This is a genomic window from Shewanella sp. SG44-6 (genome assembly GCF_014164185.1).
In the GTDB taxonomy this organism is placed as follows: domain Bacteria; phylum Pseudomonadota; class Gammaproteobacteria; order Enterobacterales; family Shewanellaceae; genus Shewanella; species Shewanella vesiculosa.
The window spans coordinates 1-16,161 of sequence record NZ_JACJER010000026.1 but is presented as its reverse complement, the minus strand read 5'-3'; the positions used below and the strand labels follow the sequence as shown (position 1 = coordinate 16,161).

Annotated in this window: 11 protein-coding genes; 8 read left to right on the top strand and 3 right to left on the bottom strand. The window is 41.7% G+C overall.

Translation table 11 applies throughout. The annotated features are described in order from the left end of the window. Positions 1–87 precede the first annotated feature (87 nt). Positions 88–1,368, bottom strand: coding sequence for a 3-phosphoshikimate 1-carboxyvinyltransferase (gene aroA, locus H5185_RS06840; protein ID WP_182741680.1), 1,281 nt, complete (start codon positions 1,366–1,368; stop codon positions 88–90). Positions 1,369–1,858: 490 nt separating this feature from the next. Between aroA and H5185_RS06835 the strand changes: the two genes are divergently transcribed. The 3 genes from H5185_RS06835 to H5185_RS06825 all read left to right on the top strand — a co-directional run bounded on the left by H5185_RS06835 (position 1,859) and on the right by H5185_RS06825 (position 5,822). Further along, entirely contained in the window at positions 1,859–3,049 is a 1,191-nt protein-coding gene (locus H5185_RS06835) for an amino acid aminotransferase (protein WP_182697288.1), read from the top strand. Between the two features lie 649 nt (positions 3,050–3,698). Then, on the top strand, positions 3,699–5,060 hold the full coding sequence (locus H5185_RS06830) for an aromatic amino acid transport family protein (RefSeq protein ID WP_182741679.1): 1,362 nt from the start codon (positions 3,699–3,701) through the stop codon (positions 5,058–5,060). 462 nt (positions 5,061–5,522) lie between these two features. Further along, a complete protein-coding gene (locus tag H5185_RS06825) occupies positions 5,523–5,822 on the top strand; it encodes a hypothetical protein (protein ID WP_404948446.1) in 300 nt (99 codons plus the stop codon). Positions 5,823–5,874: 52 nt separating this feature from the next. Here the strand turns inward: H5185_RS06825 and serC are convergent, their stop codons facing one another. After that, positions 5,875–6,966 (bottom strand): 3-phosphoserine/phosphohydroxythreonine transaminase, encoded by a 1,092-nt coding sequence (serC, locus tag H5185_RS06820; RefSeq protein WP_124014760.1) that lies wholly within the window; start codon positions 6,964–6,966, stop codon positions 5,875–5,877. Positions 6,967–7,135: 169 nt separating this feature from the next. Beyond that, positions 7,136–9,871, bottom strand: a complete 2,736-nt coding sequence (gyrA, locus tag H5185_RS06815) for a DNA gyrase subunit A (protein ID WP_124014759.1) — start codon at positions 9,869–9,871, stop codon at positions 7,136–7,138. Between the two features lie 387 nt (positions 9,872–10,258). Between gyrA and ubiG the strand changes: the two genes are divergently transcribed. From ubiG to yfaE, 5 genes are all read left to right on the top strand, one after another. Next, positions 10,259–10,981, top strand: coding sequence for a bifunctional 2-polyprenyl-6-hydroxyphenol methylase/3-demethylubiquinol 3-O-methyltransferase UbiG (ubiG, locus tag H5185_RS06810; RefSeq protein ID WP_182697284.1), 723 nt, complete (start codon positions 10,259–10,261; stop codon positions 10,979–10,981). Positions 10,982–11,111: 130 nt separating this feature from the next. Beyond that, a complete protein-coding gene (locus tag H5185_RS06805; RefSeq protein WP_124014757.1) occupies positions 11,112–11,783 on the top strand; it encodes an HAD family hydrolase in 672 nt (223 codons plus the stop codon). A 542-nt stretch (positions 11,784–12,325) separates the two neighbouring features. Beyond that, positions 12,326–14,614, top strand: a complete 2,289-nt coding sequence (gene nrdA, locus H5185_RS06800; RefSeq protein WP_124014756.1) for a class 1a ribonucleoside-diphosphate reductase subunit alpha — start codon at positions 12,326–12,328, stop codon at positions 14,612–14,614. 71 nt (positions 14,615–14,685) lie between these two features. Then, on the top strand, positions 14,686–15,816 hold the full coding sequence (gene nrdB, locus H5185_RS06795) for a class Ia ribonucleoside-diphosphate reductase subunit beta (protein ID WP_124014755.1): 1,131 nt from the start codon (positions 14,686–14,688) through the stop codon (positions 15,814–15,816). Next, positions 15,806–16,161, top strand: a 356-nt coding sequence (yfaE, locus tag H5185_RS06790; RefSeq protein WP_182741677.1) for a class I ribonucleotide reductase maintenance protein YfaE, incomplete at its 3' end; no start/stop codon positions are given. The genes nrdB and yfaE, both read left to right, overlap by 11 nt.

Here is a 16,161-nt window from a genome sequence, read left to right as displayed (position 1 = left end):
TGATGAATTTTCGGTTATTAAAACCAAGATCGCTCTTTTATATTGCAAGACAACATAAAAGAGCAAGTGACAATCTGGTTAGGTGGATTATTTTGCTAGACGAGCAAATTGCGCAAAATAATCTGGAAATGTCTTAGATGTGCAGTCTGGATCGTTAATGGTGATACCGCTGTCAGCAAAAGCCATCATTGAAAAGCACATCGCCATCCGATGATCGTTATAGGTATCAATCGCTGCGGTATTTAATATCGCTGGCGGCGTGATAGTAATGTAATCATAACCTTCATCAACAATCGCACCCACTTTACGTAATTCAGTCGCCATCGCCGCTAAACGATCGGTTTCTTTAATGCGCCAGTTATAAATATTAGTCAGTTTTGTGGTGCCTGTGGCAAATAAAGCTGCAGTGGCGATGGTCATAGCGGCATCAGGTATGTGGTTCATGTCCATTTCAATGGCGCTAAGAGTGGATTTTCTAGCAATAATAAAATCATCGCCCCACTCTATATCGGCACCCATTTGGGCTAATGCATCGGCAAACTTAACATCGCCTTGAATACTTAAGCGGCCAACACCAGTGACCTTCACTTTACCGCCTTGGATAGCGCCAGCAGCGAGGAAGTAAGATGCCGATGAAGCGTCACCTTCTACCAGTACTTTACCTGGTGAGACATATTGCTGACCGGCCTTAATTTCGAAACGTTGATATTGATGATTGAGCACTTCGACACCAAACTGCTTCATTAGCGCAATGGTGATATCAATATAAGGTTTAGAAACAAGCTCGCCCTTAATATTAATGTTGACGCTGTCTTTGGTCAGTGGCGCGACCATGAGTAATGCGGTTAAAAATTGACTTGATAAATCACCGGCAATGTCAACATCACCGCCATTTAAGCCTGTTGCCTTAATCGTTAATGGTGGGAAACCATCATTTTTCAGATAGGTGACATCAGCGCCTAATTGACGCAGCGCATCGACCAAATCGCCAATTGGACGCTCCTCCATACGAGGCTCACCGGTTAAGGTAAATTCGCCATGACCTAATGTCAGTGCGGCACATAATGGACGCATTGCTGTACCAGCATTACCAAGAAATAAACTCTGTGCATTTACAGATGAAATTGCGCCCCCTAAACCGGTCAGTTCACAAACAGTATTATTGTCAGACAATTGGTAATGCACACCTAACTGCTTTAATGATGCCAACATATAACGAATGTCATCAGAGTCGAGCAAGTTAGTCAGAGTGGTTTTACCCTGTGCTAAAGTTGCCAATAATAACGCGCGGTTAGAAATGCTCTTGGAGCCAGGAATGTTAATTTCGCCATTCATGCGGGTAATGTGGTCTAGACGCAATTGTTTCATTAATACTCTTCTTAGTGTTGCACTCATTAAACGTCGATAGACCGATATATGAGTAAAAGGCTTAGCCGGAGAAATAAACGTGACATTGTTAATGTAATATGGAGCGGTGCACATTTTACAAATACATGTCACTGGCAATGTTTCGGTACAGTTTACTAATAATTTACTAAATAATTCTTCGTAGCCCTACGTTACTGATTGTCAGCAAGGATTCAACCGTTATTTTGTGTTTTAGGTGACTTTTATACTCAAGTTGAATTTATTTACTATTAAGTAGGTATTGAGGAGGTCATTGCGAGCATAATAATGCTTGTTTCAGTTGTCAGCCATTGTTGCCAAAATTCACTAATTACGCTTTTCTAATATGCCATCACAGTATATTTAGCAGTTCTTTATTGATGTAAATCACGTTATGCTAAAGACCATAATATGTATCTTGTTAGCTTATTTCGCCCTAATGCCTGTAAATTTAAAATAAGAAGGTCTATTCATGTTCAATTCATTAACCGCGTTGCCTGCCGATCCCATTTTAGGCCTATTGACTCAATACCGCGAAGACAATCACCCAAATAAAGTCGATTTAGGTGTTGGCGTATATAAAGATCCTCTTGGTCATACACCTATTCTAGATTGTGTAAAAGCGGCTGAAAAAATTCGTTTAGACACAGAAACAACCAAAGTGTACATAGGCCCAACAGGCTCAGCATCATTCAATCAACTTATGGGTGAATTAGCGTTTGGTGCCAGTCACAGCGCATTACTCGCTAACCGCGTTCGAACAGTGTCAACGCCTGGCGGAACCGGTTCTCTGCGCGTTGCAGCTGACTTTATTAAACGTTGTAATCCTAACGCCGTGTTATGGGTAAGCGACCCAACGTGGGCAAATCATACGGGATTATTTGAAGCGGCTGGCATTACAGTTAAAACCTATCCGTACTATGACTACGACAGCAAAACCCTTAAATTTGATCAAATGCTGGCAACCTTAAATAGCATTGGAAAAGATGACGTGGTGCTTTTACATGCTTGTTGTCATAACCCAAGCGGCATGGATTTAACCACAGAGCAATGGGATGAAGTGGTTAAGGTTACTGTTAAGCAAGGCTTTACGCCATTAATTGATATGGCTTATCAAGGTTTTGGTGACGGCGTAGATGAAGATGCTTACGGCGTACGCCAAATGGCTGCGGCCGTTGAAAGCATGATTTTATGCAGTTCTTGCTCGAAAAACTTTGGTTTGTATCGCGAACGTATTGGCGCTTGCTCCATTGTGGCTAAAAACAGCGCCACTGCAGATATTACCCAATCGGTATTGTTATATGTAGTACGCTGTCTTTATTCTATGCCGCCAGCACATGGTGCGGCGATTGTTGAAACCATTTTAGGCACCCCAGCCCTGAAGCAGCAATGGTTGGACGAACTAAAGGTCATGCGTGATCGCATTAATGGTAATCGTGCCATTTTAGTCGACAAGCTTAAAGCCAATGGCGTTGATCGCGACTTTAGTTTTATCGCTCGTCAAAAAGGCATGTTTTCATTCTTGGGGGTTAATCCTGAGCAGGTAGCCATACTTAAACAGCAATACAGCGTTTACATGGTAGGTTCAAGCCGCATCAGTATTGCCGGTATCAGTGAAACTAATGTGGATTATTTAGCTAAATCTATCGCAGCAGTATTGTAACTAAACGCTATTGTCATCAAGGTGCGTTGAAGCCACATTACCTCATCAAAAAGGTCGCATATTGCGACCTTTTTTAAGCCTGTTAAACCAGCCTAAATATATTTACCCATAAGCATCGACTGGTTTGATAGCATCTGCCCCCATCTTTTATCATTTTGTCTTGCAAGCCATATTACTAGTGTTTATTTTTGAATCTCAACAGTGCCATCCCCCACTTCCATCAATGAGTGATGAATGCTTGCTGCAGCAAGATTGGTAACTGCACTGTTAAATCTATACATGAGGGTTGTAGATAAATTGAAAATGCTTGTGATGTTTGATTTACCATCATCGGGATACAGCTCCCAATTCATGAACCTTATTAACATTTCGACTTGGTAACTATTTAATTCCTCGAAAAAAGATATAGTCTGGCGCTGAATTTAACCTAACATCAACTCGGGAAATGTAAGGCACAATAACAAGAGTCAGCCTATTTCATATTGAACTTGTCATTTGGTTTACTAACACGACACAGTCTTTTATTACTGGCTTAGACAATAGCGGATCTATTGCAAGTCAATGCAGCACAGTTAGCGAAACAAAGGACTGTTCGATATCCGTTTATGACCCCGAGTTAAGATTAATCTACCTTAAAGGTAAGTCAGTTATGCAAAATGAAGCCGTAAGTGTACAAGATATCCCCGAGTCGACCGTTGTTTCAAGTACGGGCTGGTCGCGCCAAGATACGACCTGGATGTTAAGCCTGTTTGGCACAGCCGTCGGGGCAGGTATTTTATTTTTACCAATCAATGCCGGAATGGGCGGATTTTGGCCACTCGTGTTTATGGCAGTAATAATAGGCCCGATGACCTATTTTGCTCATCGTGGTTTATCGCGTTTCCTGTGTTCTTCAGCCATTCCTGGTAGTGACATCACCCAAGTAGTAGAAGAACATTTTGGTATTGGCGCAGGTAAAGCCATAACCTGGCTATATTTTTTGGCCATTTTCCCAATAGTGTTAATCTACGGTGTGGGGATAACCAATACTGTTGATAGTTTTATTATTAATCAATTAGGCATGTTTACCGACGTACCAAGAGCCATGCTGGATGGAACGCCTATGCTGACTGAAGCAGGCGTGCAAGTTGTTGATAAAATAAGTGGTATTCCGCGCTGGTTACTTTCAGGATCACTAATCTTATGCATGATGTCTGTGATGGTCGCGGGTGAAAAATTTATGCTCTCGGTGACACGACTTTTAGTCTATCCATTAGTTGCGATCCTCGCCTTCATGTCATTGTATCTCATACCAGACTGGAAGTTTGATGCACTGATGGATGTGCCTTCACCCACTAATTTCTTGGGCACTGTTTGGTTAACCATACCAGTATTGGTGTTTGCCTTTAACCATTCACCTGCTATCTCTCAGTTTTCGGTGTCACTAAAAAAACAACACGGTGTCAATGCCTCGAAAAAGGCGGACGCTATCCTGCGCAATACAGCCATTATGCTAGTGGGATTTGTAATGTTATTCGTGTTCTCTTGCGTGCTGTCGTTAACACCGGCGCAGTTGTTAGAAGCAAAGGCTGATAACCTGCCAATCTTGTCTTATCTTGCCAACGTGCACGAAAGTGGCTTTATCAGCTATTTTGCTCCTGTGATTGCTTTCATCGCTATTATTTCATCTTTCTTCGGTCACTATATGGGTGCCACTGAGGGTTTGAAAGGCATTATCACTAAGCAACTGCCTAATAGCAGCAAGCCAGCCAATAGCAAAACATTAGATAAATGTATTTTAGGATTTATGTTTTTCACTATTTGGGGCGTAGCGATTATCAATCCAAGTATTTTGGGTATGATTGAAGCACTTGGCGGCCCGGTGATTGCAGCAATTCTGTATCTCATGCCAATGTATGCGATACACAAGGTCCCAGCACTTAAAGCCTACCGTGGCCGAGTAAGCAACATATTCGTCGTTATTACTGGTTTATTGTCTATGACGGCCATTCTATTTGGCTTACTGAGTTAAATAAGATAATTCGAGCGGGATCAGCCCCGCTCGAATTATTCATTGAGACAGAGTGATATCAACAAACTCAGGGCGAACGGCGCGATAGAAAGTCAGCAAGAATTGATTGTAAATACGCTATTCAATGCCAAATTCTCCACGGCCGGCTCAACGCATGCTAACGCGGCAGTGAATATAAAGAGGTGATTGCCGGAAATAATAATCCCAAAAACGAGTGTTATCCTTTAGCATATATTGCTATAACTTTATCAAAAAACAAAAACGAGAAGTCGCTCAACCCCTTACTAGCATGATCTGGCTACGATTAAAGTCATATCACCTCCTACCTCGAGTTAATACAGTTAATGTCTTTTTACCCATCCCCATAAAATGTCTGCATTTGATGCCCAGTTTGAAGCACAAAAAATAGCCTTCGCACTAATAAGCTTTTAAGTCGCCCGTTACTTAAGTCAATTTGGCTTACTGGCAAAAGTTGATGACGCCGGAAACGAAGGTATTGAGCTAATTCAATTTACTCAAGATTTTAAATTGTCTGAATATGCCATTCATGTATTGCTCGATATGGGATTAAGTATGGGTATTTTTGGGTGTAAGGATGAGCGTTATCGACTCGATAAAACCAGCTATTTTTACTTTATGATGATATGGCATTCAAGAACCTACACTTCGTCGATGATGTTTGCTATCAAGGCTTGTTTGATCAGGAATGAAGCGTTGAAATACACATATATCGATGACATAAAAAAAGCGAATGCTGTTTAGCATTCGCTTTTTTCTTTATTAAGCCGAACTTACGGTAAATAAGCGGTTCGAATTAACTGTGCTTTACAGCAAAGTTATTCATAAAATCAACTAACGCTTGCACACCCGCTAACGGCATGGCGTTATAAATACTGGCACGCATACCACCAACAATACGGTGCCCTTTTAACGCGACTAAACCGGCCTGCTCTGCTTGGGCTAGAAACTCACTGTCTAAAGCATCGTTCACTAATTGAAAAGTAACGTTCATACGTGAACGATTTTGTGGCGCAACACCATTTTTATAAAATGGATTATTGTCGATACACTCATACAGTAACTTCGCTTTTTGCTGGTTTATCTCTGCCATGGCACTCACGCCGCCATTAGCCTGCAACCAAGCAAATACTTCAGAAGCTAAATACCAGGCAAACGTTGGAGGGGTGTTAAACATTGAACCGTATTCAACCGCGACACGATAATCCATTATTGAAGACTGCGGCAAACTTGGTAATTTGAGCATATCGTCACGCACAATAACAATCGACAAACCCGATGGGCCGATGTTCTTTTGCGCGCCGGCATAAATAAGTCCGTATTTACTGACATCAATTTCATGCGACATGATAGTGGATGACAAGTCAGCAACTACCGGCCACGGACTAGTAAACTCTTCAAAAATTTCAATACCGTCAACGGTTTCGTTTGAGCAATAATGTACATAACGATAGTCTTTATCGATTGCATGTAAGTCAGGTAATGTCACTTGATTAAGGCCATTGACCTGCTCAACAATATTGATGCTGTCGATACTGTGCTCACCGGCTAGCTTCTGCGCTTCTGTTACCGCAGAAGATGACCATTGACCGCTGACCAAATACAGCGCCCGACCATTATCACCCAAGAAATTATTGACTACGTTAGAAAATTGCGCCCGGCCGCCACCATGCATAAACAACACATGATAGTTTTTAGGTATGTTCATTAACTTACGCAGTGTGACTTCTGCTTGTTCGGTCAGGGCAATAAACTCTTTACTGCGATGACTGATTTCCATCACGGAGACGCCAAGGCCATTCCAATCGATTAATTCCTGTTGTGCTTTTTGCATTACAGCTTGAGGTAACATAGCAGGACCCGCACAGAAATTATAAATCGCGCTCACAGACAACTCCTTGAATCAGTTTTTAATACACACATAAGACTATTAATACTAAGGACTTTAGCATCAATTGAATAGACTTTTATCAGCCTATTTTGATGAATTATTTTCCGTAAAATAAAACGAGCGCCATAAGGCGCTCGTTATTGATGTTACAAAGTAAACGTTCAGGTTAGTCCTGTTCGTCGCTCTCTACATCACTTTGTCCGTCACTCTCTACGTCAGACTCAGTAGACTCAGCCGCCTCAAGGTCAATAGCTTCACCTTCGATAATGTCCGCAGGTGGAATAACATTGCCTTCTGCGTCTAACAACTCTTCGGTTTGAATCTCTTCAATACGCTGCAAACCAACGACTTTCTCGTCTTCTGCGGTACGAATGATCGTCACACCTTGAGTATTACGACCAATAATAGATACACCTTCAGCAGGAGTACGCACTAAGGTGCCTTTATTACTGATCAGCATAATTTCGTCAAAAGTACCTACTTGAACGGCACCAACAACTTCACCATTACGCTCACTGACTTTAATCGATACCACACCTTTAGTGCCACGGCTCTTCGCTGGGTATTCACTCAGCTCAGTACGCTTACCATAACCATTTTCGGTTACGGTTAAGATAGCGCCGTCACCTTTAGGCACAATTAACGACACCACTTTTTGGCCAGCATCAAGCTTAATACCACGAACACCCGTTGCAGTACGACCCATAGGACGCAATGCAATCACTTCTTCGCCAGTTTCAGCATCAATCTTCACTTCACCGGTTTCAGAATCACGCGCTTTCTCATTAAAGCGAACCACTTTACCTTCGTTAGAGAACAACATAATGTCGTCACTACCTTCAGTAATATCAACGCCAATTAATTGGTCGCCGTCTTTTAGGTTCACAGCAATAATGCCATTTGCACGAGGGTTACTGTACGCCGTTAATGCGGTTTTCTTAACGGTACCGTGTGCTGTAGCCATAATGATAAACTTATCATCAGCATACTCACGTACCGGTAGAATGGCAGTAATGTGCTCACCGTCAGAAAGTGGTAATAAGTTAACAATTGGACGACCACGGGCAGTACGACTGGCCAAAGGTAATTGATACACTTTTAACCAATACATTTTACCAAAGTCAGAGAAACACAAGATGGTGTCATGGGTGTTCGCCACCAATAACTTCTCAACAAAGTCTTCATCTTTTACTTTAGTTGCCGCTTTGCCTTTACCGCCACGACGCTGCGCTTGGTAGTCGGACAATACTTGGTATTTTGCATAACCTAAGTGAGACAAGGTTACTACAACGTCTTCTTCATTGATTAAGTCTTCAAGACTCATATCAATTTCGTTAGCGTTGATAATCGTACGACGCTCATCACCGTATTGCTCAAGAATTTCTTCTAGTTCTTCTTTAATCACTTCCATCAAGCGCGATGGATTACGAAGAATGAATAACAGGCCTGCGATAAGTACTAATAGCTCTTCATACTCAGCTAAAATTTTATCGTGCTCAAGACCGGTTAAACGGTGTAAACGTAACTCGAGAATAGCTTGTGCTTGTTGCTCAGTTAAATAGTACTGACCATCGCGAATACCATACTCTGGCTCTAACCATTCTGGACGAGCTGCATCGTCACCCGCTTTTTCAAGCATGCCTTGTACATGGCCTAACTCCCAACCTTGTGCGACTAATTTAGCTTTAGCTTCAGCCGGTGTAGGCGAAGCTTTAATCAGTGCAATGATCGGATCGATGTTAGCCAGTGCAATAGCAAGTGCTTCAAGGATGTGGGCGCGTTCGCGGGCTTTGCGTAATTCAAATACTGTACGACGGGTAACTACTTCACGACGGTGAAGAATAAAACACTCAAGCATTTCTTTAAGGTTAAACAATTTAGGCTGACCATTGGTCAATGCCACCATGTTAATACCAAAAGAACACTGCATTTGTGTTTGAGCATATAAGTTGTTTAATACAACCTCACCCACTTCACCGCGTTTGATTTCAATAACAATACGCATACCGTCTTTATCAGACTCGTCGCGTAGGCCACTGATACCTTCTAATTTTTTATCTTTAACAAGTTCAGCGATTTTTTCAATCAAACGCGCCTTGTTAACTTGATATGGAATTTCATGAACAATAATACGTTCACGACCATTCTCTTCCGTTTCGATTTCCGCTTTAGAACGCATAATCGCGCGACCACGGCCGGTGTTGTACGCATCAATAATACCTTTGCGGCCATTAATCGACGCTGCCGTTGGAAAATCTGGACCTGGAATGTATTCCATTAACTGTTCAATCGATAAGCTTGGGTCTTCGATTAACGCCAAACAGCCTTTGACCACTTCAGTTAAATTGTGTGGTGGAATATTGGTGGCCATACCAACCGCAATACCCGATGAACCGTTAATTAATAGGTTCGGTACGCGTGTTGGTAACACCGCAGGGATCATCTCAGTGCCATCGTAGTTAGGCACAAAATCCACAGTTTCTTTTTCAAGGTCGGCTAATAATGAATGCGCCAACTTTTGCATGCGGATTTCGGTATAACGCATCGCAGCTGCAGAGTCACCGTCGACAGAACCAAAGTTTCCTTGTCCATCAACTAAGGTGTAACGTAGCGAGAATGGTTGCGCCATACGCACAATAGTATCGTATACAGCTGTGTCACCATGTGGGTGATACTTACCAATTACGTCACCAACGACACGAGCGGATTTTTTATATGGTTTGTTCCAATCGTTTTTTAATTCGCTCATTGCGAACAAAACCCGACGGTGAACAGGTTTTAACCCATCACGAACGTCAGGCAATGCACGACCTACAATTACGCTCATGGCATAATCAAGGTAAGAATTCTTAAGTTCGTCTTCGATGTTAATTGGCGAAATAGATGATGCCAGATCAGTCATAAACTGCGCGTTCCTCTAAAGTGAGCTGACAATAAAACTTCCATATTATTATCTAGCTTAAAAACGTGATTTGGCATTCTAACACAGATAATTAATGTCGCCAGAACAAAGACCTGTCAAATGCTCTATGACTCTTAAAAATGATAAAAAAGCTAATATATTCAGCGAATTTATATTATTGGCACATGAATATAGGCTGATAAATAAGTCATAATCAAAGCCAATTTGCTGATGCTTTAAGCAGTTAAGAGCACAATTTTACAATTAAGCTGGCTTAAGTGGATGTTTTATGAGCAAGTGTGAACAAGCCAAGCCATTGTTGACTACTATTCACAAAGGTTATCGTTATAATAGCCATCATACTTTATTAGACACTTAGGTTAAGTTATGTCACACGCTGAACAATCGACACCCAATGTTGATCCGCAAGAGATCGCAAAATTTGAAGCCATGGCACAAACATGGTGGGATCTCAATGGCGAGTTCAAGCCATTGCACTTACTTAATCCACTGCGTTTAAACTACATTGATCAAACCGCTGGCGGTATTTTCGATAAGAAAGTGCTTGATGTCGGCTGTGGCGGTGGCATTTTGTCAGAGAGTATGGCTCGCCTGGGTGCACACGTTGATGGTATTGACATGGGAACTGAACCACTTGAAGTGGCAAAACTGCATGCATTAGATTCTGGGGTAGCGGTTAACTATCTTAAAACTACCGCCGAAGCACACCGCGATACGCACCGCGAGCAATACGATGTAGTAACCTGTATGGAAATGCTTGAGCACGTACCGGATCCACAATCGGTAATTCAAGCATGTTGTGACATGGTTAAACCCAACGGTTTTGTGTTTATCTCGACGATTAACCGCAACATGATGTCATACCTTAAAACCATAATCGGCGCTGAATATCTATTAAAAATGCTTCCAATTGGCACTCACGATCACAGTAAATTTATTCGCCCGTCTGAACTGATGGCATTAGTCGATAACACCGATTTATTGTGCAGAGATGCATTAGGTATTACCTACAATCCTCTATCAGGTGTATTTAAGTACACTAAGAGTGTCGATGTTAACTATATGATAGCCACACAAAAAATAGATTAGCCAGCCTATGTTTTTCACTTATGTTGCAACAGTGAAAAACATAGATGAAGCCCAATAGCGTTATGTTATACCGATAACGCTATTAAAGGCTGCGTGGATTTACTGCCATTTCTCTGTGAGGAGCTAACTCTTGCATATGCACGACATTAAAGGGGTACTGTTCGATTTAGACGGTACCTTAGCCGACACCGCACCTGATTTAGTCCAAGCATTAAATTTGAGTTTAGACGAAGCCGGTTTTAAGGTTCAAACGCTTGAAACCATGCGCCATGCGGCTTCACATGGCAGTTTATATTTGGTCAAGACCGCCATACCACAGGCAGATGAACACGTTCAACTTGATATTCAACAAGCACTACTGCGCCATTATGCACGCATTAATGGCGATCATAGCCGTTTGTTCGACGATTTACCCGAACTCTTAACCCTATTAGATTCCCAAGCCATTCCCTACGGTGTCGTCACCAATAAGCCAGCTCGATTTGCTCGGCCATTAATACAAAAGCTGGGCTTAACCGATAAACTGAAAACCATGATCAGCGGCGATAGTACCTGTCACGCTAAACCTCATACTGCGCCGATGTTATTAGCCGCTCAACAAATAGCCATCGCACCTCAAAGTATTTTATACCTAGGCGATGCTGAGCGTGATTTAGTCGCCGCTCGCAACGCAAGTATGATAGGTGGCATTGCCTTATGGGGCTATTTATCAGCCAGCGACACACCGAATACATGGCCAGCAACATGCCAATTTGAACATGGTGCAGCATTAAAACACTTTTTTACTCCGTCGTCTTTTTGAGATCGATTCATCGAAAATACACCTCTGAATGCATCATTGGCTAAAGATTATGCTGACAATCACTTACCGATCAAAAGCCCTAAAAGATCAATCTAAAATTGAGGGTAAATTTTCGATCGCTGTTTATTTTAGCGATCAAAACTTTCTTATTTGATGGTTGAAAAAATATCATTTATAAAAAACACGTTATAAATTTGGGCTCTAGGGTTAGCTGTCACTAACCCTGCAGTTTATCCTCAAGTTATCCACAAGAAGTTAATATAATTGTGGCTTGCAAAAAAACTCAAACCTCACTATCTTGTATCTTAGATTTTAAATAACACCATATCTTGTGTGTGGCCGACAATCAAAACACTACTCCACAGCATAACAAGGAGATAGATGTTAACTGAACGTATTGGTGGTTTACTGCCATGTTGTGAGTACCTTCAAGTTGATTGTTTTAACATGGAATTGTTTTGTAACGGGTTCAGATCGAACCCAGCAGCACTGCATCCAACAACAGATCACATGATTAGATATAGAACCAAGGCCTCTCTTCAATGAATAGCAATATGACAGTCACTAAACGCAGTGGCGAACGTGAATCGATCGATTTAGATAAAATTCATCGCGTGATCACTTGGGCAGCCAAGGGATTAAAAAACGTCTCAGTATCTGAAGTAGAACTTCGATCTCATCTGCAGTTTTTTGATGGCATTCCAACTGAAGCCATTCATGAAACGATCATTAAGGCCGCGGCTGACTTGATCTCTCCTGAGTCACCTGATTACCAATTTGTGGCAGCCCGCTTAGCGGTATTCCACTTACGTAAAAAAGCGTTTGGCCAATTTGAACCGCCTAAGCTATTCGATCATGTCACCAAGTTAGTTGAAATTGGTAAATATGACATGCACATCATGGCGGATTACAGCCGTGAAGAGTTAGATATCCTTGATGGCTATATTGATCACTGGCGTGACATGAATTTCTCTTACGCCGCAGTCAAGCAGCTAGAGGGTAAATACCTGGTTCAAAACCGTGTGACTCACGAAGTATATGAAAGCGCACAGTTTTTATACATTTTAGTCGCAGCGTGTTTGTTTGCTCGTTATCCGAAAGAAATCCGTTTGAAGTACATTAAAGACTTCTATGACGCGACATCTTTATTTAAGATTTCACTTCCAACGCCAATCATGGCGGGTGTTCGTACACCGACACGTCAATTCAGCTCATGTGTACTCATCGAGTGTGATGACAGCCTAGACTCAATCAATGCTACGGCATCGTCTATTGTTAAATACGTGAGCCAACGTGCAGGTATTGGTATTAATGCAGGCCGTATTCGTGCTTTAGGTAGCCCTATTCGTGGCGGTGAAGCATTCCACACCGGTTGTTTACCGTTTTATAAGTATTTCCAAACAGCGGTTAAGTCTTGTTCCCAAGGCGGAGTCCGTGGTGGTGCAGCAACACTGTTCTACCCGTTATGGCATCTAGAAGTTGAATCACTTCTAGTACTGAAAAATAACCGTGGTGTTGAAGACAACCGTGTGCGTCATCTTGATTACGGCGTGCAGCTAAACAAATTAATGTACCAACGTTTAATCAAAGGCGACTACATTAGCTTATTTAGTCCATCTGACGTGCCTGGCCTTTACGATGCTTTCTTTGAAGACCAAGTCGAATTTGAACGTTTATACCTGCAGTATGAGCAAGACAGCAGCATACGTAAAAAGCAGATCAAAGCAGTTGAATTGTTTTCACTGATGATGCAAGAACGTGCCTCTACTGGCCGTATCTATATTCAAAACGTCGACCATTGTAATACGCACAGTCCATTTGACTCTAAAGTGGCACCGATTAAGCAATCTAACTTATGTTTAGAAATTGCCTTGCCGACTAAACCGTTAACTAACATTGACGATCCAGACGGTGAAATCGCCTTATGTACTTTATCAGCGCTTAACTTAGGTGCGATTAAGGATTTATCTGAACTTGAGCCTTTAGCAGATTTAGCAGTGCGTGCATTAGATAACTTACTTGATTATCAAGATTACCCAATCAAAGCCGCGCAAACCAGCTCAATGAATCGCCGTACTTTAGGTATTGGTGTGATTAACTTTGCCAACTATTTGGCTAAAAATGGTAAAAAGTACTCTGACGGTTCAGCAAATAACCTGACTCATAAAACCTTTGAAGCAATTCAGTTCTATTTACTCAAAGCGTCAATGAACTTAGCTAAAGAGCAAGGTGCATGTCCGTTATTCCACGAGACAACTTATTCGAAAGGTATTTTACCTATCGACACCTATAAGCGCGATTTAGATAAAATTTGTGACGAACCATTGCACATGGATTGGGAAGGTTTACGTAGCGATATTAAACAGTACGGCTTACGTAATTCGACCTTGTCTGCATTAATGCCTTCTGAGACTTCATCGCAAATTTCAAATGCGACTAATGGTATTGAGCCTCCACGTGGATTGATCAGCGTTAAGGCCAGTAAAGACGGGCAGTTAAAGCAAGTAGTACCAGACTTTGAGTTGCTTAAAGACAAGTATGAACTGCTGTGGAATATGCCAAATAATGATGGTTATATCCAGCTTGTTGGTTTAATGCAGAAGTTTATCGATCAAGCGATTTCAGCCAATACCAATTATGACCCAAGCCGTTTTGAAGGCGGTCGTGTACCAATGCAAACCTTGCTTAAAGACCTGTTAAGTGTCTACAAGCTAGGGATTAAAACATTGTATTATCATAACACTCGCGACGGTGCTTCTGATCAATTTGACGACATTATTGCTGTCGAAGAAGAAGACGATGGCTGCGGTGGCGGTGCGTGTAAAATTTAATCTTCACTTTATGTATATTTAGCGGGGGTCTTCCCCGCTTTTGGAAAATGCGTTTTCAGGACACCTAAATAATGGCTTACTCAACATTTTGTCAAATACCTAACGATTCGACCAAAGAACCTATGTTTTTCGGTCAATCCGTGAATGTGGCACGCTACGATCAGCAAAAATATGAAATTTTTGAAAAACTGATTGAAAAGCAATTAAGTTTCTTCTGGCGCCCAGAAGAAGTTGATGTCAGTCGCGACAAAATTGATTTCGGTGATTTACCTGACCATGAAAAACATATTTTTCTGTCAAACCTTAAATACCAAACATTGCTCGACTCTATTCAAGGGCGTTCACCTAACGTAGCGTTTTTACCGTTAGTATCGCTACCTGAATTAGAAACCTGGATTGAAACCTGGTCATTTTCTGAAACGATTCACTCGCGTTCGTACACTCATATTATTCGTAATATTGTTAACAATCCTTCTGTGGTGTTTGACGATATTGTGCAAAATGATGAAATTTTAAAGCGTGCCGGTGATATTGCGGCTTATTACGATGATTTAATTCACCTTACCCAGATTAATAACCTGTTAGGCGAAGGCACTCATGTGATCGACGGCAAAGAAATTACCGTTAACTCACGCATACTGAAAAAGTCATTATATTTGTGCATGATGTCGGTTAATGCTTTAGAAGCGATTCGTTTCTATGTCAGTTTTGCATGTTCATTTGCTTTTGCTGAGCGTCGCGTCATGGAAGGAAATGCTAAAATCATTCGCCTGATTGCCCGTGATGAAGCCTTGCACCTTAACGGTACGCAACACATATTAAGCTTAATGCAAGGCGGCAAAGACGATCCTGAAATGGCCGAGATTGCAGCTGAATGTAAGCAAGAAGCCTACGACTTATTTGTCAAAGCAGCAGAACAAGAAAAAGCATGGGCCAAGTATTTATTTAAAGACGGATCAATGATTGGTCTTAACGAGCAGATTTTGTGCCAGTATGTTGAATTTATTACTAATCAGCGGATGAAATCGGTACATTTACCACTACCATACGAAGAATCGTCAAATCCTCTTCCGTGGATGAAAAACTGGTTAGAAAGTGATGCAGTACAGGTTGCCCCACAAGAAGTTGAAGTGTCTTCATACCTTGTAGGACAAATTGATTCTTCTGTTGATGGCGATGAGTTTTTAGATTTTGACCTATAAAACATTTTTCAAAAAAGCGCCTATTGTAAGCTTGAAAGGACAGCCGGTTATTTTATTTGACGGCCAACACTCAAGCTTACTAGAAGCGCTTGAAGCGAAAAAAGTAAAAGTATTTTCAGAGTGTCGCAACGGTTTTTGCGGCGCCTGTAAAACCACAGTCATATCAGGAGAAGTCAGCTACCTCTCCAAACCTCTGGCAGAGCTTAAGTCTAACGAATGTCTGCCCTGCTGCTGTGTGCCTGAAAGCGATTTAAACCTCAAATTATCCACTGAGGGCGTACAAATTGTGGCTAAACGTCAATATGCGGCAGAAAATAGTAGCCATAAACAGACAACAGCATTAAC

Coding starts and splice junctions, on each gene's coding strand:
- H5185_RS06830 (WP_182741679.1), top strand. CDS start 3,699: ATGCAAAATGAAGCCGTAAGTGTACAAGATATCCCCGAGTCGACCGTT.
- gyrA (WP_124014759.1), bottom strand. CDS start 9,871: ATGACTGATCTGGCATCATCTATTTCGCCAATTAACATCGAAGACGAA.
- H5185_RS06835 (WP_182697288.1), top strand. CDS start 1,859: ATGTTCAATTCATTAACCGCGTTGCCTGCCGATCCCATTTTAGGCCTA.
- nrdA (WP_124014756.1), top strand. CDS start 12,326: ATGAATAGCAATATGACAGTCACTAAACGCAGTGGCGAACGTGAATCG.
- nrdB (WP_124014755.1), top strand. CDS start 14,686: ATGGCTTACTCAACATTTTGTCAAATACCTAACGATTCGACCAAAGAA.
- ubiG (WP_182697284.1), top strand. CDS start 10,259: ATGTCACACGCTGAACAATCGACACCCAATGTTGATCCGCAAGAGATC.
- aroA (WP_182741680.1), bottom strand. CDS start 1,368: ATGAAACAATTGCGTCTAGACCACATTACCCGCATGAATGGCGAAATT.